Genomic DNA, 21065 nt, shown 5'->3' with positions numbered 1-21065 from the left:
CTAGCCTGCGCCGCCGTGGCGTGGGACTTCTCGACCGATCCGGCGTTCCAGGCCGAGCTCGAATGGATGGACTCGTTCGTGCGGGCCGAGATCGAACCGTTGGACGCGCTCTGGGGTGACCTCGCGTACGTGCCCCTCGACGCGCGGCTCCGCATGATCGTCGACCCACTCAAGGACCAGGTCCGGGCGCGTGGGTTGTGGGCCTGTCACCTCGGCCCTGAGCTGGGCGGCCAGGGCTTCGGCCAGCTCAAGCTCGGGTTGATGAACGAGATCCTCGGGCGATCTTCGTGGGCACCGATCGTGTTCGGCACCCAAGCGCCCGACACGGGCAACGCCGAGATCATCGCCCACTACGGCACCGACGATCAGAAGCGGCGGTATCTCCAGCCGCTGCTCGACGGCGAGATCTTCTCCTGTTACTCGATGACCGAGCCGCAGGGTGGCTCGGATCCGTCGTTGTTCCGGACGCGTGCCGTGCGCGACGGCGACGAGTGGGTCATCACCGGGGAGAAGTTCTTCTCGTCGAACTTCTCGTCGGCCGCCTTCGTCATCGTGATGGTGATCACCGACCCCGACGTGCCCGTGTACCAGGGCTCGTCGATGTTTCTGGTGCCCACCGACACACCCGGACTCGACGTGGTCCGGTACCTCGGCACCGGAGACGAGCCCATCGGCACGGGCATGCACGCATACATGCGATACAACGACGTGCGCGTCCCGGCCGACAACCTCTTGGGTGGCGAAGGCCAGGGATTTGCGATCGCGCAGACCCGACTCGGCGGTGGGCGCATCCACCACGCGATGCGAACGGTCGCCCAGTGCCGGCAGGCCTTCGACATGCTCTGCGAGCGCGCGTTGAGTCGCGAGACCCGTACGGGAATCCTCGGTGACAAGCAGTTCGTACAGGGCTACATCGCCGACTCGTATGCGGAGATCGAGCAGTTCCGGCTGTTCGTGCTCTACACGGCGTGGCTCATCGACCAGAAGACGACGGCGGGAGCCCGCAAGGAGATTGCCGCGGCGAAGTACACGGCGGCCAAGGTGCTCCACGACGTGGTGCAACGCGCGGTGCAGGTGCACGGTGCGTTGGGCGTCTCGAACGAGATGCCGTTGAGCAGGCTCTGGCAAATCGCGGCCATGCAGGGTGTGATGGACGGACCGAACGAGGTGCACAAGGTGACGGTTGCGCGTCAGATCCTCAAGGACTGCCGACCCGCACCTGACGAGTGGCCCAGTCGCCATCTCCCGCGCACGATCGCGGCCGCGCAGGCCAAGTTCGCCGACTTACTCGAGCACGACGTGGGCAATCTGTAGCCTCTACTGTCGAAGTGACCATCGACGCACCGACTCAGGACGCGACAACAGCGCAGGCACGCGCTCCTCGGCGCGCTCGGCATGGCTCGCCCGCCGCCGGTGATGGCAACAAGTTGGCTCACTTGCGTGCCCTCGACGGGTTGCGCGGCGTGGCCGTGCTCGCGGTGGTGTTGTTTCACTTCTCCCCCGAGATCGCGCCAGGAGGTTTCCTCGGGGTCGACATCTTCTTCGTGCTCAGCGGGTTCTTGATCACCAGCCTGCTGGTCAACGAACTCGAACGATCTCGCCGCATCTCGCTGCGGCAGTTCTGGATTCGCCGGGCCCGGCGGCTGCTCCCGGCGCTGTTCCTGGTCCTCGCCGTGGTCGGCTTCTACGCGCTGCTGGTGGCCACGAAGGTCGCCGCGCACAACATGGCTGAGGACGGCCTGGCCGCACTCGGCTATGTCGCCAACTGGCACTTCATCGCGTCGGGCCAGGCATACGTCGAGCAGTTCATCCAGCAGGCGCCGAGCCCGCTGCGCCATACGTGGTCCCTCGCGATCGAAGAGCAGTTCTACTTGCTGTGGCCTTTGGCAGTCGCCGGGATCGGAGCGCTCGTGGCGCGCACGCAGAGCCGCAAGGCGCAACGAACGGCTCGCGCGCGTCGTCGCTTCCGCCGTGCCCTCGTCGTGATGTGCGTGGTGCTTGGCGCGTTGTCGCTGCTCGAGATGATCGCGCTCTTCGACGCGCGCGACCCCGACCGCGTCTACTACGGCACCGACACGCGGGCGTTCCTTCTTCTGATCGGCGCTGCGCTCGGTGCGTTGACGGCCGGCGCGCTCGGGGTCGCTCGTCGCGCGCCGCGGACGTTGCTGATCGTGGCCGGATGCGCCGCCTCACTGGCGCTCGTCACCGCTATGGCCATCATCGACACCACCGACACCTGGATCTACCAAGGCGGCTACGGCGCGATCGCCGTGCTCATCGCGGTCGTCCTCGTCGCCGCCGCGCAACCGGGATCGAACCCGTTAGCGCGCGTGTTCGAAGGCCGACCCCTGGTCGGGCTCGGGCTGATCTCGTACGGCGTGTACCTCTGGCATTGGCCCGTCGTCGTCTGGCTGAACCAGGACGAAACCGGACTCGACGGCGTCGCGCTCTTCTCGCTCCGCGCCGTCATCACGCTCACGGTGTCGCTCGCGAGCTACTGGCTCGTCGAGCAGCCCATCCGGCGCGGCCAGTGGCCGCGTTGGACCACCCGACGCGGCCTCGTCCCGGTCCTCACGGCGATCATCCTCGCCGTGCTACTCGCCATCCCCGTGGCCGCGTTCCCATCCATTGCCGCACCGCCCAAGGTGAACCCATCGCGCTCGAGCGAGGAGACCGCCGTCGGTTATGCGGCAGCACCGCACTGTGACGGGCCGCTCGACACTCCCCCACCCGTCGAGGCCGGCGTACCGCCCGCGGCCGACGGGAAGGGAAAGCGTCCCCTCGTGCAGCTGGCAGGGAACTCGGTTGCCGTGGAGCTGGTTCCCTGCCTTGCCGCCATCGTCGAGGACCATGGTGGCGCGTTCGAGAGCGTCGCCCACAGCGCCGCCCCACCGTGCACGTTGCTGCCGAAGCTCCGCGAGCAGGTGAACGACCCGGCGACCCGTCCCGATGTCGCGATCTGGTTCGCGTTCGACTGGTTCTTCGACAACAGCACGTGCAACAAGGACTGGGAGCTGCAAGTCCGCGAAGCGATCCGCATCTGGAGGGCCGCCGATGTCGAGGTGTACCTCGCGCCGATCGTCCCCAACGTGGTGCCCTCGCCCGATCCCAACGTCTACAAGGTGGTCGGCAACGGCGTGACCGTCGACGCGCCCGCGCAGACCCCTCAGTTCCAGCTCTGGGCCGCCGAGGATCCCGACCACATCACCGTGCTGGATCCCGGGATCTTCATTCGCGACGCCAACGGCGCGTACCAGTGGCGGATGCCCTGCCTGTCCGGCGGCGAGCCCGGGTGCACTGCCGACGGCACCATCGGCGTCCGCTACGTCGATGGCTTCCACTTCTGCGACGACCCGGCGTGGGACGGCACACACTGCGCCATCACCCATGCCGGCGGGGCACGCCGGGTCGCGGCCGCCATGGCATCGCAGATCGTCGAGCTGTTGGCGAGCTCGAACGGCAAGCCCGCGTCGTAGCGCGACACCCGAACAGCTACGCGGCCGGGTTCTCCGCGAGGACCAGGAACTGCTTGCCCAGCAGTCGCCAGGCGACCGGCATGCGAAGGTACGCGCGCACGAGCAGCCGCGACTGGGGCATGCGGCTCCTGAACGAGTACGGGATGAAGCGCGGGATCGTTCGTGTGATCTCGAAGCCTGCGCTGTACAGGTGCTCTTCGACGGCACCGTGCGTGAGAGCCAGGGTGTGGTCGGCGCAGTCGAAGTAGTCCCGCGAGCAGTAACGGAAGTTCGGCCCCATCACGGCGATGCGACCCGACGGCGTCAAGCAGCCGCGCATGCGGCGGAGGAACCGAGCCACGTCGTCCTGCGTCGGCAGGTGCTCGAGCAGGTTCGACACGAACACACCGTCGAAGTGCGCCTCGGGCAGATCCACGAACCGTGCGTCGCCGATGACCACCTTCACACCGGGGTCCCGTACCGTCTCGTCGTACTCGATGTTGTCGACGACCCAACGCTCGCGCGCCGCGACTGCGTTGATGAACTCGCCCCGACCCGCGGCCGGATCGAGCACTCGCTGCGGTGAACCGAGCCATCGGTGGATCGTGGGCGCGAGCTCGTTCCACACGGCCTGTCGGGACCCCTGGTCGACGTGCCGGAACCGATACGCGTACAGGCGTTGGTAGTCGATGCCGGGAACGTCGCTCGACGTATCGGGCCCACTCACCGTCTGGATGCTACGGCGGTGCCGCTCTTCGGCGCCGGACGGCGGCGGCGGCGTACGCTTGTGCCCCATGGCAAGGGTCTCTGTCCACTACCAGTCGCGGGCGGAATGAGCAGTTCGCGCTTCTCGGTCGACGTCGCGGTGGTGGGCGGCTGTGGTCACGTGGGGCTTCCGTTCGCGCTCGTAAGCGCAGATCGCGGGCTCGACGTCACACTCTTCGACGTCAACGCGATCGCGGTCGACAAGGTCAACGCCGGGATCCTGCCCTTCGAGGAGCGCGGCGCGGTCAAGGTGCTCGCACGCGTGCTCGAGGCGGGCCGTCTGCGGGCGACGACCGACCCGGCACTCGTTGCCCACGCGGAGCATGTCGTGGTCGTGATCGGCACCCCGATCGACGAGCACCTCAACCCCGATCTCAAGGCGATGCAGGTGGCGATCGCGGAGATCGCCGAGAGCCTGGTCGACGGCCAGCTTCTCGTACTTCGGAGCACCGTGTACCCCGGTGTCACCGCGATGGTGGAGAACCTCGTCGCACGCCTCGGGGTCGACGTCGACGTCGCCTTCTGTCCGGAGCGCATTGCCGAGGGTGAGGCGATGACCGAGCTCTGTGAGCTACCCCAGATCATCGCGGCTCGCACGGAACGGGCCTCCGAGCGCGCCACGAAGCTGCTGCGCGTGCTGACCGACGACATGGTGTACCTGGAGCCGGAGGAAGCGGAGCTTGCCAAGCTGTTCACGAACACCTGGCGGTACATCAAATTCGCCACCGCCAACCAGCTCTACATGATGGCCAACGACTTCGGCCTCGACTACGAGCGCATCCGCTCGGCCCTCACCTACAACTACCCCCGGGCCGCAGACCTGCCACGCGCCGGATTTGCCGCCGGACCCTGCCTGTTCAAGGACACGATGCAGCTCGCGGCGTTCAACAACAACAACTTCCAGCTCGGTCAGGCCAGCGTCAACACCAATGAAGGCCTCCCTCTCTACGTGGTGGCCCGGCTCGAGCGCAGGTACGACCTCGCGAGCATGACCGTCGGCATCCTCGGGATGTCGTTCAAGGCCGAGTCCGACGACATTCGGTCGAGCCTCAGCTACAAGCTGAAGCGCATCTTGGGGTTCAAGGCCGAACGCGTGCTGACCACCGATCCCTACGTGACCATCGATCCATCGCTCGTGCCCCTCGACGAAGTGCTGCGCGAGGCCGATCTCCTCATCATCGGCGCACCGCACCGCGCGTACCGTGACATCGAGACCGAGGTCCCGATTGTGGACATCTGGAACCTGCGAGACCGCGGCGTCCAGGTATGAACGAGCTTGAAACACCGCGGGTCTCGGTGGTGATCCCGGTCAAGAACGAAGGCGAGACCATCATCTGGTGCCTCGACCGCATCGTCGAGGGGGTCGAGCTGCCGTTCGAGATCCTGGTCGTGTACGACGACGATGCCGACACCACACTCCCGTTCCTCGAGAAGTACTCGGCTGCTGACTCCCGCGTCATCCCGGTCATGAACACGCTCGGGGCTGGGCCGGCGCGCGCCATCCGGTGCGGCATAGACCAGACGCGCGCGCCAGTCGCCGTCGTGACGATGGCCGACGGCAGTGACGACGCCGAGCAGATCGACGAACTGTGCAAGCTCGTGGAGCGAGGTGTCGTCATCGCCGCGGCTTCTCGCTACATGAGTGGTGGCCAGCAGATCGGCGGATCACCGTTCAAGACCTTCCTGTCGAACTTCGCGGGGCTGACGCTGTACTGGCTCGCGCGAGTCGGCACGCGCGACGCGACGAACTCGTTCAAGGCGTACTCCACCAACTTCGTACGCGATGTGGGCATCCAGTCGGAGACCGGTTTCGAGATCGGGATCGAGCTGGTGGCCAAGGCACGGCGACTCCGGCTCCGAACCGCGGAGATCCCCACGATCTGGCTCGAGCGCGCGAAGGGCACGTCGAACTTCAAGGTGCTGCGATGGCTCCCGCGCTACTTGCGGTGGTACCGCTTCGCGTTCGGGCGGAAGCTGTCGATCGGTCAGCTGCGAAGGGCCACGGGAGAAGCACGTTGACCGGCGACCAGAGGGTCCTCGTGACCGGTGCAGCCGGCTTCATCGGCGGATACGTCGTCGAGGAGCTGCTGGCGCGCGGCTACCAGGTCATCGGCATCGACAACCACTCCAAGTACGGGAAGATCGCGAAGTCCTACGACGATCATCCCGACTACCAGCTGATCGAGGGCGACGCCCGCGATGTCGAGCTGATGACCGAGACGTTGCGCAACTGCGACCACTTCATCGCCGGGGCCGCGCTCATCGGTGGCATCTCCTACTTTCACACGTTCGGGTACGACCTCCTGGCGACCAACGAGCGGATCATGGCCTCGTCGTGCGACGCCGCGATCGTCGCGCATCGGGAAGGACGCCTTCGCAAGGTCACGTACATGAGCTCGTCGATGGTCTTCGAGTCGGCCGACTCGTGGCCGTCGTACGAGGGCCAAGAGCGCGAGATCCCGCCGCCGATCTCCTCGTACGGCTTCCAGAAGCTCGCGGTCGAGTACTACGCGCGAGCTGCCCATACCCAGTACGAGCTGCCGTACACGATCTGCCGGCCGTTCAACTGCGTGGGCATCGGCGAGATCCGGGCCCGATCCGACGTCGAGGTGCTGAGCGGCAACATCAAGCTCGCCATGAGCCACGTCGTGCCGGACCTCATCCAGAAGATCGTCAAGGGCCAGGACCCGCTCCACATCCTCGGCGAGGGCAACCAGATCCGTCATTACACCTACGGCGGTGACCTGGCCAAGGGCACCGTCACCGCGATGGAACACCCCGACGCGCTCAACGACGACTTCAACCTCTCGACAGCGCAGTCGACGACGGTGCTGGAGCTCGCGGAGAGCATCTGGCATCGACTCCGCGGTCCCGACGCCCCCTTTCGGTACGTCACGGGAAGGGCGTTCGAGTACGACGTGCAGAAGCGGGTCCCTTCGGTCGAGAAGGCACGTCGCGTGCTCGGCTTCGAGGCAACGACGACGCTCGACGAGATGCTTGACGAGGTCGTGCCCTGGGTTGTCGACGCGATCGACAACGGCTTGATCTGAGTCGACGGCGCCAGTGATCGGAGGGTTCGTCGCTCGGCTGCGCTCGACGTCTCGCGCCGATGCCATGCGAATCGCGGTGTGGGTCGCGTTCCCGCTCGCGGGGATGCTCTGGATCGCGACGTGGTACCAGGACCATTGGTACTACTACGACGAGTGGACGATGATCGACAAGTCGCTCGGTTCGTGGACCGAGATGTTCTCCGGTCATCAAGGGCACCTCGAGGTGCCGTCGTACATCTTGTACCGGCTGCAACGTGCGTGGTTCGGGCTGGAGGGGCACCAGCTCATCTGGGTTGCATTCATGGCCAGCGTTGCGGCGATGCAGATCGGAATTGCCCTGGTGCTGCGCCGTTTGGGCGTACCCACATTGCTCGCGCTTCTCGCGGCACTCGTCGTCACGTACTTCGGACCCGGTGGACAAAATGTGGTGTGGGAGTTCCAGCTCGGGATCAACTTCTGCCTCGCCGCGTGTTTCTTCGCGGCGTATGTGGTACTGGGTGATCAAAGGACACCGAAGTCCGCGACGTTGATCGCGGCCCTATTGGTACTCGCGATTGCGGCGGACAGCGGAGTCGCGATCATCGGCGGCGTGTTCGTGACCGTTCTCCTCGCCTTCCTCTGGCCGATGCGTTTCGTGGTTGCCAGCCTCTGGGCTCCAGCGCTGGTCGGCCTTGGGTGGCTGATGTTCGGTGACCAGGGAGTTCAGGTGTCGGCATCGTTCGACACGATGTTCAAGTTCGCGACGAGGTTGTTCCTCGTCTCGGCGGGCGGACTCATCGGGGGCGGTGAGACGCGCTCAGTCGTCGAGCTCACGCCGGCGAATCCGACGATCCCACTTGATCGCACATGGGTAGGAGCCATCGCCCTTGCCACCGCCACGGGTTGTGTGCTGTTCGGCGCGCTACGACACCGTCTCGACCGGCGCACCATCATCGGACTCGGCGCCGGGCTCGCCGCGGCCGCGTTCGGCACCGCCGCGCTCGCAAGAGGACGTTCGTTCCTCATCGCTCCGTCACAGCTTCCCGGATCCAGGTACGTGCAATGGATCGCGATGTTCCTGCTGCTGGCCTTCGCGCCGGCGATCGTCGCCTCGTTGCGTTCACCCCGGGAGCAGCTGAACCGAGTCGCTGGCGCCGCGGCGGTGGCCGGGTTGGTCGGCGTCTTCGTGTTGAACCTCGGGCAGTTCAACCCGGTCCGACAGTTCAGCGAGGACTGGGCCGCCCAGGTGAAGGCTTCCGTACAACAGGTGGTGACCGTGCTGGACGACGGTTGCGGCAGCGGACGCCGCGTGGCCGGGAACGCCATGCCGAGCCCCGACCTTGCACCACAGATCAACGTCGCGCTCCTCCAAGACCTCATGGCTGATGGCGCCCTGCCCCGCCGCTTCGGCATCCCCGCGCCGAAGGAGATGCTCGGTATCGTGTGTCGGCCGGCGCGTGCCGGCGCCGATCGGGACGAAGCTACACCGTGACTGCGCGTGATCCCCGAACGTTGGCGGACGAGCTTGTCGAGTCAGGCCGGCTGCTCGAGGCCATCGAGGCTCTGACCATCGCCAACCGCGCGCGCCGCGACCCGGGAATCGAAGTGCGCCTGGTCGAGCTCCGGCTTGCGGCTGTCGCGCACCTCGGCCCGTCGAGCGGCCCGCGGAGATGGCCTCCCAAGACCAAGGACCGCTTCCGGGGCGCCGCCAATCCGCCCGAGATCACGCCAGGGGAGCTCACGCCCGATGCGCTCCGCAGTGGGATCTTCCGGCACGGATGCATCCTCGTCCGCGGTCTTGCCAGTCAACCGCGCGTCGAAGGCCTGATCGACAACATCGAGCATGCGATCGCGGCTCATGATGCCCACGCGCAGGGCACACCGCTCGCCGAGGTGACGCCGTGGTTCGTGCCCTTCGACCCCGGGCCTGGACACATCATCCCCCGGCAATGGGGACGCGCGGGCGGTGGCGTGCTCGCCGTCGACTCACCGCCCGTGTTGTTCGACGTGATCGAGGCGTTCGAGGAGATCGGTATCGGGGACCTCGTGAACGGCTTTTTGGGAGAGCCACCGGTGATGCTCGCCCAGAAGTGGACGCTGCGGCGTGCGCGCGAAGAGGAGAGCTACCCGGTCTGGCACCAGGATGGCGCATTCATGGGGCGCGATATCCGCAGCGTTGATATCTGGCTCTCGTTGTCACACTGCGGCGTCGACGCACCCGGCCTCGACTTGGTGTCCCGTCGACTCGACCAGATCGTCGCCGTCGGCACTGAGGATGCGCGCTTCGACTGGTGCGTCGCAGACAGCGTTGCCGAAGAGGTCGCGCGCGGAGAGGTGGCAAGCCCGGTCTTTGCGCCGGGCGACGCGCTGATGTTCGACCACATGCTCTTGCATCGCACCGCGTTGCGTCCAGAGATGACACGCGACCGATACGCGATCGAAGCATGGTTCGCTTCCCCATCCAACTACCCGGACGACCAGATCGCGATCGCCTACTGACTGGAACTCGTAACTTGCTGATCCATCGCCGCCACGCACGAGTCCGTCGGCACGCCGAGGCGCTCGTCGTCGAGGGTCGATTCGCCGAGGCCATCGATCTCCTGACCAACGCGAACAGAGTGCGACCCCATCCCGAGATCGAGGCGCGCCTGCTGGAGCTTCGTCGTGATGGTTTGGGAGGCGCGACGGCGGCCGCTGCCGCGTCGTGGCCTCCACACGTGCCGGATCGCTTCAGCAACGAGGCGAACATCCCCGAGGTGACCCGCGACCAGCTCACCTCCGAGTTGCTGCTCAGCGGGATCCTCCACCACGGCTGCCTCCTGGTCCGCGGGCTCATCGGCCCTGAGCGGGTCCACCAGCTGGTCGACGACATCGACCGAGCGTTCGCGGCATACGACGCCCACGCGAACGGAGCGCCGGTGTCACAGACTGCACCGTGGTTCGTGCGCTTCGACCCCGGGCCGGACCACGAGATCCACAGAGAGTGGATTCGTGGCGGTGACGGCGTGTTGGCGGCCGACTCACCACGGGCGTTCTTCGACGTCGTAGAGACGTTCGAGGAGATCGGGATGCGCAGCCTGCTGACCGACTACCTCGGGGAACAACCGCTGCTGCTCGCGATGAAGACGACCCTCCGTCGCGTCGAGCCACGCGGCAACCCGGACTGGCACCAGGACGGTGCGTTCATGGGCGCCGGGATCCGGAGTGTGGACGTCTGGGTCTCACTCTCACACTGCGGAGTGGACGCGCCCGGCCTTGACCTCGTCGGGCGGCGGCTCGACGGGATCATCGACCCTGGCACGAGTGGCGCCGGGTTCGATTGGAGTGTCGGTGCATCGACGGTCAGCCAGCTCGCCCCAGAGGGCATCGTCCAGCCCATCTTCGAGCCCGGCGACGCGCTGCTCTTCGACCACCTGCTCCTGCACCGCACCGGTGTGCACCCGGGCATGACGCAAGATCGCTACGCGATCGAAGCCTGGTTCGCCGCGCCGTCGTCGTATCCGGCTGATCAGCTCGCGATCGCCTACTGAGCCGGATTCGTCCTGCGATATCCTGCGCCCGGTGGCGTCGAGCGTGAACAGCATCACTATCGACGAGCTCGTGGCTGCCGGGCGCTTCCGCGAAGCAATCAATGCGTTGACGAGCGAGAACCGGCGTCGGCGTAACCCTGACGTCGAGGCCCGCCTCGTGGCGCTGCGACGGGATGCACCGATCCCCGAGGGTCCCCCTCACCGGGGTGGACGTTGGCCATCCAAGACCCGAGACCGATTCCGCCATGTTCGTGGGATTCCGGAGGTCACGCGTGACCAGCTCACGACGAAGGTGCTGCGGAGCGGGATCCTGCACCACGGATGCCTCCTCGTTCGAGGGCTCATCGAACAACCACGGGTCGACCAGTTCGTCACCGACATTGACCGCGCCTACGCAGGGTACGACGCGTACGTGAAGGGTGCGCCGGCGTCCGACACGGCCCCATGGTTCGTACCTTTCGAGCCTCGGGCCGGCGAAGAGGTCCCACGCGAGTGGATCCACGAAGGCCAAGGCATCCTGGCCGTCGACTCGCCGCGAACGATCTTCGACGTGATCGAGGCGTTCGACGAGATCGGCGTCCGCGACCTCGTGACGTCGTATCTGGGCGAAGCGCCGCTGCTCCTCGCGAGCAAGTGGACATTGCGCCGGGTCGAACCTACGGGCACCCCGGACTGGCACCAGGACGGCGCGTTCCTCGGCGCACACATCCACAGCATCAATGTGTGGCTCGCGCTCTCGCACTGCGGACTGGATGCTCCCGGTCTCGACATCGTCGGCCGACGACTCGACTCGATCGTCGAGGTCGGGACCAACGGTGCCACGTTCGACTGGAGCGTCGGAGAAGGCACGGTGCGAGAGCTTGGTGGCGCGATGCGTCCGATGTTCGCACCCGGCGACGCATTGCTCTTCGATCACATGCTCTTGCACCGGACTGCCGTCGATCCCGGTATGACCCGGGCGCGATACGCGATCGAAGCGTGGTTCGCTGCGCCATCGGCGTACCCATCAACGGCGCTACCGATCGCATACTGAAAGGCCCGCGCGTGAAATCCGAGCCAATCGACGATCGCCAGGACGGTTGGGTTGAACATGAGTGGGGCTCGCTGGCGATCCCCACTCGTTCAGCCCGAGGTGTCTACAACGTGCTCTCCCTCTTTCTCATCGCCCGCTGGGGCTTCGACAAGCACCGGATCCATCCCAGCTATCAGATGAACTGGCGGAGGAAGTTCAAGCTCGCCTACCGCATGTACCGCAACACCAGAAAGGTGAGGACGGGCACCTCGTACAAGGCGCACCTCGCGATGGCCGCGAAGCTTCTCGAGATCCCGCCCGAGACGGCCGGTGTCGTCGTTGAGTGCGGCTGTTGGCTCGGCGGCTCGACGGTCAACCTGTCGCTGATCTGCGACATCGTCGGACGCGACCTGATCGTGTACGACTCGTTCGAGGGTCTTCCTGTCGCCGAGCCCGGTGACCACCATGCCAAACCCGAGAGTCGAAGCATGTTCCGCGGCGATCTCGAACGTGTCCAGGAGAACGTGCGACGTCATGGGGTCATCGGGCGATGCCAGTTCCGTAAGGGATGGTTCAACGAGACGCTTCCCTCGCATACCGAACCCGTCGTGTTGTGCTTCCTGGACGTCGACTTTCAGGCGAGCCTCCACGACTGCATCGTGAATCTCTGGCCGCGCCTCACCGAACAGGGCTACGTGTTCGTCGACGAGTTCATGTACCTCGACTACTGCGCGCTCTTCTTCTCGGAGCGGTTCTGGAAGCAGTACTTCGACGCGCCGCCACCCGGCCTCATGGGCGCGGGCACCGGCGTGGGCGTGGGTCAGCACTACCTTGGACCGTTCGACTGGTCCACCGACCCGACGAGCGTCGCCTACACCCGGAAGGACTTCTATGGCCTCTGGGACTACGTGCGCGAGGAGCGTGAGTCTTAGGGCGTCACCGCGTCCGGCGCCAGAACACGCCGGTCCAGTCGACCTCTTCGATCGGCTCGGCGATGCCGTGCGCGGCACGAAAGTCCTCAATCGCCTGCTTGCAGGGCGCCAGCGCGAAGTCGTCGACGATGAGGAACCCACCAACCGAGAGTTGCGGATAGAGATGTGTCAAGACGTCCATCGTCGACTCGTACATGTCGCCGTCGAGACGGATGATGGACCAGGTTCGATCGTGCACGGTCGGGAGCGTGTCCTTGAACCAGCCTTCGAGGAACTGCACCCGCTCGTCGAGCAAGCCATACAGCGAGAAGTTGTTCGCTACTTCGTCGCGCGAGACTGCGAGGGCGTCCAACGTGTGGAAGCGGTCTCCTTCGTCAGCTGGATACTCGTCGGCGTTCGGTGACGGGAGTCCTTGAAACGAGTCCGCTGCGTAGACGACGCGATCGCGATCGCCGTAGGCCTCGAGCAAGCCGCGCATGAAGATCGCGACACCGCCGCGCCACACGCCAGCCTCGATGAGATCGCCAGCAATGCCGTCATCGAGAATGCGCTCGTAGCACTGTTGGATGTTGTCGAGCCGGTCGAGTCCGACCATGGTCTGACCGAACTGCGGCCAGTCACGGCCCATCTCCCGCTGGCGGCGAAGACTTTCCTGATCGTTGAGGTCGAGCTCACCGCGCGCGATCTGGCCGAGTACCGACTGCCGAACATCTTCGGGATCGAGATAGTCATTGATCGACCGTGAGTCGAGCGGCGTGTAGAGCGTGTGCATGACTGCTCGCTTGAGGATCGTGAGGTAGAGATCCCGAAGGCGCGATGCGTCGTCGGCCGGTGCGTTCCGTCGCAGGTTCGCCGTCATTCGCTGCCGCGACCGCGACCGCGAAGTCGCGAGTACAACGCGCGGAGCGGACGTGTCCACCGGAAGAGCTTCGTGTTCCGCATCAGCTCGAGCTGGGCTTGCGCAGACTCTGGGTCAAGCACGACTCCGAGGGAAGCTTCACGACGAGCCCGCTTGAGGGCGGCAAGCTCCTTGCGGCGAGCGGCGTCGACCGTCTCGAGGTCCCGGATCCGTCGCGCCAGTTGCTCGGCGTCACGAGCCTCCACCATGGAACCCGCCGGGCCGACCGCGTGAGCGGAATCGACGGGTGCATTGGCCTCTCGCAGGCGACGGAGGTTGTCGGCAGCCACGGACCACTCGTTCTCGAGCACCGGACCCGGTACGTTCAGCGCGTCGTCGAACGTGAGGCTCGCGAAGCGCTCCACCAACTTCTCGTACTCGTCCCGCAGCACGGTCGACGTCGAGTCGAGACCACCGACCACCGTGAGCCCGCTCGGCGGCGTTCGGATCGTGAACCACGACAAATCGGGACGCACATCGGCCAAGCAGTGCAGGAGCTTCCACACGTCGCCGGTGTAGAACTCGTGCACCCGCTCGGCTTGTTGTGTGGTCTCGTCGAACGGGATCATGTCGTGTAAAAGCACGATCGTGCCCGGGTCGGAGACCGCTTCGACGTTGGCAAAGTCCTCGAGCACCGCAGGGAACTCGTGCAAACCGTCGATGAACACAAGGGAGGGCGCGCCGCCTCCGAACACTGACCGCAGGTCGCGCTGGAAGAACTGGGTCGATGTCTCCCGATAGAGGTGGAGCTCGACGGAGATCAGCTCACGGATCTGTGGATCGGGGTCGACCCCGATGGCAACCGTCGGTGGGCGAGCGAGCGCAAGCGACTCACCGGTGAACACGCCGATCTCGAGGTACGAGGCGGGGTTCAACTGCTCGTGTATGCGCGAAATCCGGTCGTAATAGCCCGGCCCCGGCATTCGGAGCCGACTCAGCCCTTCGTATGCGGCCGCGAGGCGCGGCTCGTTTGTCAACGCCTCGCGGAAATGCGCTTCAGCATCCGCGACGGCACCGGCCCCTTCACACGCGAGCCCATTATCGAGAAAGAACTGCGCCCGCTCCGGACGCGAGAGTTGCTCGAGCGGACGGTGCGTCGCGATGCACGACAAAAGTGGGGTTACGTCGCGAGCCGACGGATCAGCGGCTCGAGCCAAGCGGGCGAAGTGCTGCGCTTCGGTCGCGCGTCCTTGACGAGCCGCCGCGCCGGCGCGCGCCGACCATTGCGCGGCGAACTCGTTCGAATCGGTTTCGGGATCGGGAAGCGGCACTGGCGGGATCACCGGCGGTGGGAGCCGTTTCGTCGCGTGCAACATCGTGCTCACGGAGTATCCGAACCGCGGCCACAGCACCTCTGGGAGCGGCCCCAAGTAGATTGGGTCGGGCAGCGGTGGGTGCTCGTAGAGCGTGCGCCCACTGATCGCCTCGTACTCGGCCCGCCAACGCTGCATCTTCTCGTCGATCGCTCCAGCCGAGACGTTTGTCGCGATGCCGCCGTGGATCTGATGGAACGTGCCCTCTCCGAGGAGGATGACCCAGCCCAGGTCGTCTCGGTCAGCGGCGCGCTGAAGTGTGTCGTGGTTCACTAATCCGCCGCCCGGTGACGCGAAGCGCTCGTCGAAGCCACCGAGCTCGGTCCACACACTCGCCGGCAGGAACAAGCCATTGCTCTCGAAGACGCCGAGGAACCAACCCTCGACGGAAGACTCGTCGAGGGAGCTGATCTCGAACAGCCGGTAGCCGTCGGCCGGCCAGTCGATCGACTCGAGGAGCGCATCTTCGTCGGCCTTGGTCCAGCCCGCGTCGAGCGCGTAGCGCTGGAAGTCGAAGCCGAGGTACCAACCGAGCGACACGACCGCTGACCTCGGGTGAACTCGACTGCCGACGAGCGCGTAGTGCACGAAGCCTGGTGTCACCAGACGCGCCCCGTCGACCAGCACGCCGATGGCGTCGCCGCGCGCCTCCCGCAACCCGCGGTTGACGGCCGGTGCTGGCGACGGCGACGCGTCGTCGATGCGCACCAAGCGAAACTGACCGTCGAGCCCATCGAACACCGACGGATCGACGGGTGTAGGTGAACCGTTGTCGACGACGACGACCTCGTAGTCGGACGCGTTCACCCCGCGCTGGTACCCGACGGAGAGCGATTGCAGCGTGCGCGGGAGCTCGCGTTCGATGTTGTACGCGACAACGACGAGAGAGAGCGGGGGTGTCACGCCGGGCAAAGATACACGCCCAGCCGCGGATTCACGGAGTGCCAGCTAGCCGCGTGTGCGTTTCGGTCCTGGGTACCCGCCGCCGCCGAACGCTTCGTCGACCGCGTCACGGTCGACCATGCCGTTTGCATCCTTCGGCAACGCGTCCGTGAACTCGACCAGCTTCGGCTTCTTGTACGACGCGATGTTGCGCTTGCAGTGGACGATGATCTCGTCCTCCGTGACTTGCCGGTCGGCGACGCACACCACAACCGCCTTCACGCTCTGATCCCAAACCGGATCGGGCACACCGATCACACACACCTCGGCCACAGCTGCGTGCTGCGTGATCGCTGCCTCGACCTCGGCGGGATAGATGTTCTCGACCCCCGACTTGATCATCGTGGTCATGGGTCCGATGAACGTGAGCGAGCCGTCGGCCTCACGGCGACCGAGGTCAAAGGTGTGGTGCCAACCTCCGCGTTGGCGGTGCGCGTTGACCTCGGGGCGGTGTAGGTAGCCGACCATCGCGGTCGGACCCCGCACGACGATCTCACCCACTTCGCCTGGGGGGAGCTCCTGGTCGTCCTCGTCGACGATGCGGAGCTGCGCGACGGGGAGCGTGCGACCGTGCGTCCCCTCGTGCTCGCCACCGATGCCGCGGAACGTGACGAGGCCGTTCACCTCGGTCTGGCCGTATCCCCCGGCATTCCGGCTCCACGGCGTCGTCTCCGCGCTGACCATCTTGTTCCACTCGGGAGTGCCGGGCAGACGCAGGCTCGTCAGGTCGTAACGGCCGTCGCGATTCAACTCGACGATGCGGTCCATGATGTTCCCCACCACGTAACCCGTGGTGCATCGCTCGGCGTCGACGAGTCGACAGAAGCCCTCCGCATCGAAGCGGGGCATGAACACGTTCGTGCCGCCTTGCTGGAACGTGGCCATGGTGGTCATGAAGCTGCCCACATGGAACAACGGCCCGGAGTTGAGGTAGATCGCGTCGCTGTCGAGCCGCTGCAAGAGCGCTACCTGCATATTCTCGATGATGAACCCGAGATGGCTCAGCAGTGCGCCGTTCGGGCGGCCACCAAACGCGGCGGTATAGATGGTGAGCACGGCAGACATCGGATCGACGTCCACATCAGGGTCCGTCGTCGCGCCGGAACCGAGGAACGACTCGAAGGTGCCGTCGCCATGGGCGTCGTGTTGGAGCCAGAGGGCTGGCGAGGTGATCGACCCGCGCGCCTCGCGAACGGCGTCGCCGATCTCCTCGTCTTGCCACATCACGACGCGCGCGTCCACGTCCTCGATCTGGAAGGCGAGCTCGGGTGCGGTCTGACGCCAGTTCGCCGGCACCACGATGCCGCCGAGCTTCGCGACCGCGAACAGGCACTCGAACAAGCGATGGCAGTTCTGGCCAAGCCAGAGCACGCGGTCACCGGGTTGGAAGCCGACACCGAGCAAGGCGTTGGCGAGCCGGTTCACCCGCTCGTCGAGCTCGGGATAGGTCCAGCGCTCACCGCCGCAGACGACGGCCGTCCGCTGCGGGAATCGACGCCGGTTCTCTCGAAGCAGATCGCCGAGCGTCAGCGAGTGCAGCCGGTCCAATGTCCCGCTCTTTGCGCTACGCGCGGGGCCGCTCGGGCCACGGCTCGCTACGTCGCAGGGTACCTGCGCCGCGGACGCTCGCCTCTGGCTTCATTGCGGAATCACACGCGGGTCGGAGCGACCGCACGCGCAGACCTCGGTGACGATCTCGCCCTGTACGGCGGTGTGGAGCCGGTCGATCGTCGCGGCGCGCGGCTTCCGGGCACTGATCAGCACCTCGCCGCGTTCCGAGTCGAGCTCCCACTCGTCACCGTCGACGTGTGCCCCCTGGAGCTGATCGCATTCCACCGCGACCGTGGGGCCGACATGCAGCCACCAACGAGGTGAGAGTCCGGCGTCGCGCAGGCGTTCGTACGCGCCTGCTCGTGCAGAGAGCACCGGAACCTTGGCGAAGATGTCGGCGTACGCATGGCCGAGGTCGTCGAGCCCGTCGAGCACGTCGGTGTTGATGCCGAGCACCACGTCGTACTGCATCGCACGAAGGAACATCGCGGTGCGGAAGGCATCGAAACGGCTGGCGTCGGCGAGCGAGAACTGCGCCTTGCTGACCAGCAGCGCGATCTGCACCGGCCAGTACTGGGCCGCCTCGGAGAGCATCGAGAGCACGAGCGCACGCTTCTTCTTTTGCAGCCCGAGTGACGCCACCGCCTTCATGGCGGTCGAGATGTCGCGACCGTGGTCGTCTTGCGACACCGCGTACGCCGGCATCTGGTCGCCAACGCGGAACGAGCCGACGCCCCAGAGCGGCGCTGGCAACGGTTTCGCTTCGGTGGTCATCGCTTGGCCACGCGCGGGATCTTGTGGGGAGGTCCGAGCCGCAGGAGCTCGTCGTTGGGTACGAGCTCGATCTGTGGAGTCACGCCGGTCAGCTCGCTCACGGCGCCGATCAGCCGGTCACCCAGCTCGGCGGGCTGCTTCGTCGAACCGTCGTGACCAACGCGCAGGCGCAGCGTGTCCATCTGCGGCGCGGTCCGGATGATCTGGAACAAGCCCATCGCGGTCTCGTCGAAGCGCTCGACCGCTTCCCACACGTCCATGGGCAACACCGAGCGGCCGTCGACGATGACCTCGTCGCCCTTGCGACCCGCGGTTCTGATCCGACCATGTGTGCGACCACACCCGCACCGCTCGCGGGTGAGCTCGACCAGGTCGTCGGAGCGGAAGCGAACGAGCGGCATCGTCCGATTGTCGAGCGCGGTCACGACGAGCTCTCCTCGTGTGCCGTCGGGCACAGTGTCGGTGCCGTCGGGATCCAGGTGCTCGGCCAGCACCGAGTCTTCCCAGAAGTGGCAACCGTCGTGCTCGCGACACTCTGTGGCGGCCCCCGCGTCGCCCACCGCCGTGTGCTCGAAGCCCGCGACTCCCCATTCCTCGAGCAGCTTGCGCGATCGCGTGCCCAGTGGCTCGCCACCGTGGACGATCCCGTGGTAGCTCGACATCACCTCGCGCGGATCCACCTTCATGTCGTCGCACACGCGGGCGAGCTCGCTGATCAACACATTGCTGAAGTTATAGAGGCAGGTGGGACGCAGCTCCAGCGACAGCTCCACAAAGCGCGGGAGCTCAACCGGCGTGTGGTCGAGGAACACCGGGACCGCGCCGAGGCTCTGGACCATCGCGTAGAAGGCACCCCGGAACGTGAAGAGGATGCACGTGAAGTAGTCGCCCGGGCGTGTGCCGATCTCGTAGAACTCGCGCACGAGCGCCGGCGTTGTGTCTTCGCGCGCTCCGCCCCACACTTCAGGCACGAGCGTGGGGTCGCCCGTGGTGCCCGACGTGGACGTGATCGCGGTCAGCTCCGACTCGTCGAAGCAGAGCAAACCGCCGTACGGGTCGCCCCGGTCGTCTCGAAAGACCCTGATGGCGTCTTTGCTGATGAACGGTGCCCGCTCGCGATAGTCGTCGAGCGACTTGATGTCGCGGGGGTGCACCCCGGCCTCGGTCCACGTCGAGTTGATCAGCGCCGAACGTTCGTACGCGTACGGCAGCAGGTCGAGGAGCTTCGCCTCCTGGATCGCCTCCAGATCGGCTCGCGCCATCGTCTCGATTTCGGGATGAAGGTAGCGATCGCTGTCGACGGGCGGCGCGCTCACCGGCGTGACCCTATCCGCGGGCAATAGCGTGGTGCCCATGGCGTTGTTCACGATCTCGGCCGACTCGCACGTCACCGAGCCGGGCGAATGCTATGAGCGCATCGATCCCGCGTTCGCTGCTCGTCGACCCGTTGCCGCAACGGATGAGACCATGGGCGCGGTCATCGACATCGACAACGGGCGCACTCGCATCCCCTACGGCATGATCGCCGCCGCGGGACGACCGGCGGAGTCGATCCACCCGTTCACGTACGTCGGCTGGGACGAGCTCCACGCCGGCGGTTGGGACCCCGCGGCTCGCCTCGTCGAGCAGGATCGCGACGGTGTCACCACGGAGGTGCTGTACCCGTCGGTCGGCATGTTGCTCTGCAACCATCCCGATGTCGACTACAAGAAGGCATGCTTCGACGCGTACAACCTCTGGATCACCGAGTTCCAGAACCACGCGCCCGACCGCCTCGTCGGACTCGGGCAGACGGCGCTGCGCAGCGTGGACGAGGGCATCGACGACCTGCGCGCCATCGTCAGCCTCGGCCTGCGCGGCGCGATGCTCCCTGGCTACGCCGGCTGTCACGCCGACGGCGACTATGACGACCGCCGCTGGGATCCGCTGTGGGAGACCGCGGTGGAGCTCGACCTGCCGCTGTCGTTCCACATCCTCACTACGGGCACGGACGACATGACCGGCGGGAGATTCCGCGGTCCCAAGATGAACAGCTTCCTCGGCATCATCCGCGGGTGTCAGGACATCATCGGCACGCTCATCTTCGGTGGGGTGTTCGAGCGACATCCGGATCTGCGCGTCGTGTGCGTCGAAGCCGACGCCGGCTGGGTGCCGCATTGGATGTACCGCGCCGACCACGCCTTCGACCGTCATCGCAATTGGCTCACCGCCGATCTCACTCGTCCCCCGAGTGAGTACTTCCGTGAAAACGTGTACGTGACGTTCCAGGACGACTTCGTTGCGTTCCGGATCACCGACCTGTTGAACCCCGAACGACTCATGTGGGCGAACGACCATCCACACAGCGATGCCACGTGGCCCGAGTCGCAAGCCGTGGTCGCTGAGCACACGGCCGATCTCTCACCGAAGGTGCGCGACGACATCCTGTGGCGCAACTGCGCGCGTCTCTACAACCTCGACGTGCGTCCCTGACCCCGGAATAGCCGGGTGAGAGGCGCACCCAAAGCCCGAGTCTGAGAGAACGCTGAGAGGCCCGCGGTCGGGCTTCAGCGTGCATTCAGGTAGCCATTGCAGAGTGCGGGTGCCCCCGACGAAAGGACACCCCAGCAATGGAGACTCCCCGAAAGGCCCACCGCCTCGGCAGATTTGCCGTGGCGATGGTCATGGGTACCGCGCTCGTCGGCGCACTCGCGCCGGCGGCGTTCGCCCAGGACAGCAACGAGAGCGACCCCCCGGCCGCCGAGGGACGACCTCAGCGACCGCAGCTCACCGATGAGCAGAAGGCCTGCCTCGAAGAGCAGGGCGTCGTCAAGCCCGAGCCGAACGCAGACGGCACCCGCCCTCGTCCCACCGACGAGCAGCGT

Annotated in this window: 18 protein-coding genes; 12 read left to right on the top strand and 6 right to left on the bottom strand. The window is 66.1% G+C overall.

The window, feature by feature from the left end; translation table 11 throughout:
* Positions 1-15 precede the first annotated feature (15 nt).
* Entirely contained in the window at positions 16-1314 is a 1299-nt protein-coding gene (locus tag WEE69_02410; protein ID MEX1144143.1) for an acyl-CoA dehydrogenase family protein, read from the top strand.
* 14 nt (positions 1315-1328) lie between these two features.
* Complete coding sequence (locus WEE69_02405; GenBank protein MEX1144142.1) at positions 1329-3476, top strand: acyltransferase; 2148 nt, start codon at positions 1329-1331, stop codon at positions 3474-3476.
* 16 nt (positions 3477-3492) lie between these two features.
* Here the strand turns inward: WEE69_02405 and WEE69_02400 are convergent, their stop codons facing one another.
* On the bottom strand, positions 3493-4182 hold the full coding sequence (locus WEE69_02400; protein ID MEX1144141.1) for a methyltransferase domain-containing protein: 690 nt from the start codon (positions 4180-4182) through the stop codon (positions 3493-3495).
* A 105-nt stretch (positions 4183-4287) separates the two neighbouring features.
* Between WEE69_02400 and WEE69_02395 the strand changes: the two genes are divergently transcribed.
* From WEE69_02395 to WEE69_02360, 8 genes are all read left to right on the top strand, one after another.
* Positions 4288-5490, top strand: coding sequence for a nucleotide sugar dehydrogenase (locus WEE69_02395; protein MEX1144140.1), 1203 nt, complete (start codon positions 4288-4290; stop codon positions 5488-5490).
* Positions 5487-6239 carry a glycosyltransferase family 2 protein gene (locus tag WEE69_02390; protein MEX1144139.1) on the top strand — a complete coding sequence of 251 codons (753 nt, stop codon included), beginning with the start codon at positions 5487-5489 and terminating at the stop codon, positions 6237-6239. Before WEE69_02395 ends, WEE69_02390 begins: the two co-directional genes overlap by 4 nt.
* Positions 6236-7270: an NAD(P)-dependent oxidoreductase gene (locus WEE69_02385; GenBank protein MEX1144138.1), complete on the top strand. Its 1035-nt coding sequence runs from the start codon at positions 6236-6238 to the stop codon at positions 7268-7270. The genes WEE69_02390 and WEE69_02385 overlap by 4 nt, the downstream gene beginning before the upstream one ends.
* Before the next feature lie 64 nt (positions 7271-7334).
* Positions 7335-8741 carry a hypothetical protein gene (locus WEE69_02380; protein MEX1144137.1) on the top strand — a complete coding sequence of 469 codons (1407 nt, stop codon included), beginning with the start codon at positions 7335-7337 and terminating at the stop codon, positions 8739-8741.
* Entirely contained in the window at positions 8738-9748 is a 1011-nt protein-coding gene (locus WEE69_02375; GenBank protein ID MEX1144136.1) for a hypothetical protein, read from the top strand. Before WEE69_02380 ends, WEE69_02375 begins: the two co-directional genes overlap by 4 nt.
* A gap of 14 nt (positions 9749-9762) precedes the next feature.
* A complete protein-coding gene (locus WEE69_02370) occupies positions 9763-10779 on the top strand; it encodes a phytanoyl-CoA dioxygenase family protein (protein ID MEX1144135.1) in 1017 nt (338 codons plus the stop codon).
* Between the two features lie 31 nt (positions 10780-10810).
* Positions 10811-11812, top strand: a complete 1002-nt coding sequence (locus tag WEE69_02365; protein MEX1144134.1) for a phytanoyl-CoA dioxygenase family protein — start codon at positions 10811-10813, stop codon at positions 11810-11812.
* Between the two features lie 11 nt (positions 11813-11823).
* Positions 11824-12723: a TylF/MycF/NovP-related O-methyltransferase gene (locus WEE69_02360; GenBank protein MEX1144133.1), complete on the top strand. Its 900-nt coding sequence runs from the start codon at positions 11824-11826 to the stop codon at positions 12721-12723.
* Positions 12724-12727: 4 nt separating this feature from the next.
* Here WEE69_02360 and WEE69_02355 read toward each other — a convergent pair whose 3' ends face one another.
* The 5 genes from WEE69_02355 to WEE69_02335 all read right to left on the bottom strand — a co-directional run bounded on the left by WEE69_02355 (position 12728) and on the right by WEE69_02335 (position 19517).
* Positions 12728-13582, bottom strand: a complete 855-nt coding sequence (locus tag WEE69_02355) for a TylF/MycF/NovP-related O-methyltransferase (protein ID MEX1144132.1) — start codon at positions 13580-13582, stop codon at positions 12728-12730.
* Complete coding sequence (locus WEE69_02350; protein ID MEX1144131.1) at positions 13579-15837, bottom strand: class I SAM-dependent methyltransferase; 2259 nt, start codon at positions 15835-15837, stop codon at positions 13579-13581. The genes WEE69_02355 and WEE69_02350 overlap by 4 nt, the downstream gene beginning before the upstream one ends.
* Before the next feature lie 45 nt (positions 15838-15882).
* Complete coding sequence (locus WEE69_02345; GenBank protein ID MEX1144130.1) at positions 15883-17424, bottom strand: AMP-binding protein; 1542 nt, start codon at positions 17422-17424, stop codon at positions 15883-15885.
* Positions 17425-17514: 90 nt separating this feature from the next.
* Positions 17515-18201, bottom strand: coding sequence for a hypothetical protein (locus WEE69_02340; GenBank protein MEX1144129.1), 687 nt, complete (start codon positions 18199-18201; stop codon positions 17515-17517).
* Positions 18198-19517: a phenylacetate--CoA ligase family protein gene (locus WEE69_02335; GenBank protein ID MEX1144128.1), complete on the bottom strand. Its 1320-nt coding sequence runs from the start codon at positions 19515-19517 to the stop codon at positions 18198-18200. Before WEE69_02335 ends, WEE69_02340 begins: the two co-directional genes overlap by 4 nt.
* 37 nt (positions 19518-19554) lie before the next feature.
* On the opposite strand from WEE69_02335, the gene WEE69_02330 reads away from it, so the two are divergent.
* Complete coding sequence (locus WEE69_02330; GenBank protein ID MEX1144127.1) at positions 19555-20673, top strand: amidohydrolase family protein; 1119 nt, start codon at positions 19555-19557, stop codon at positions 20671-20673.
* 137 nt (positions 20674-20810) lie between these two features.
* Positions 20811-21065, top strand: a 255-nt coding sequence (locus tag WEE69_02325) for a hypothetical protein (protein ID MEX1144126.1), incomplete at its 3' end; no start/stop codon positions are given.

This window comes from Acidimicrobiia bacterium, assembly GCA_040881685.1.
Lineage (GTDB): Bacteria > Actinomycetota > Acidimicrobiia > IMCC26256 > PALSA-555 > SHVJ01.
The sequence above is the reverse complement of the archived record's forward strand: the minus strand, read 5'-3'. Positions and strand labels throughout refer to the sequence as shown.

Bases quoted from the DNA above. Each gene is read 5' to 3' on its own strand.
- WEE69_02395 (MEX1144140.1), top strand. From the start codon at position 4,288: ATGAGCAGTTCGCGCTTCTCGGTCGACGTCGCGGTGGTGGGCGGCTGT.
- WEE69_02340 (MEX1144129.1), bottom strand. From the start codon at position 18,201: ATGACCACCGAAGCGAAACCGTTGCCAGCGCCGCTCTGGGGCGTCGGC.
- WEE69_02330 (MEX1144127.1), top strand. From the start codon at position 19,555: ATGGCGTTGTTCACGATCTCGGCCGACTCGCACGTCACCGAGCCGGGC.
- WEE69_02355 (MEX1144132.1), bottom strand. From the start codon at position 13,582: ATGACGGCGAACCTGCGACGGAACGCACCGGCCGACGACGCATCGCGC.
- WEE69_02380 (MEX1144137.1), top strand. From the start codon at position 7,335: ATGCGAATCGCGGTGTGGGTCGCGTTCCCGCTCGCGGGGATGCTCTGG.
- WEE69_02390 (MEX1144139.1), top strand. From the start codon at position 5,487: ATGAACGAGCTTGAAACACCGCGGGTCTCGGTGGTGATCCCGGTCAAG.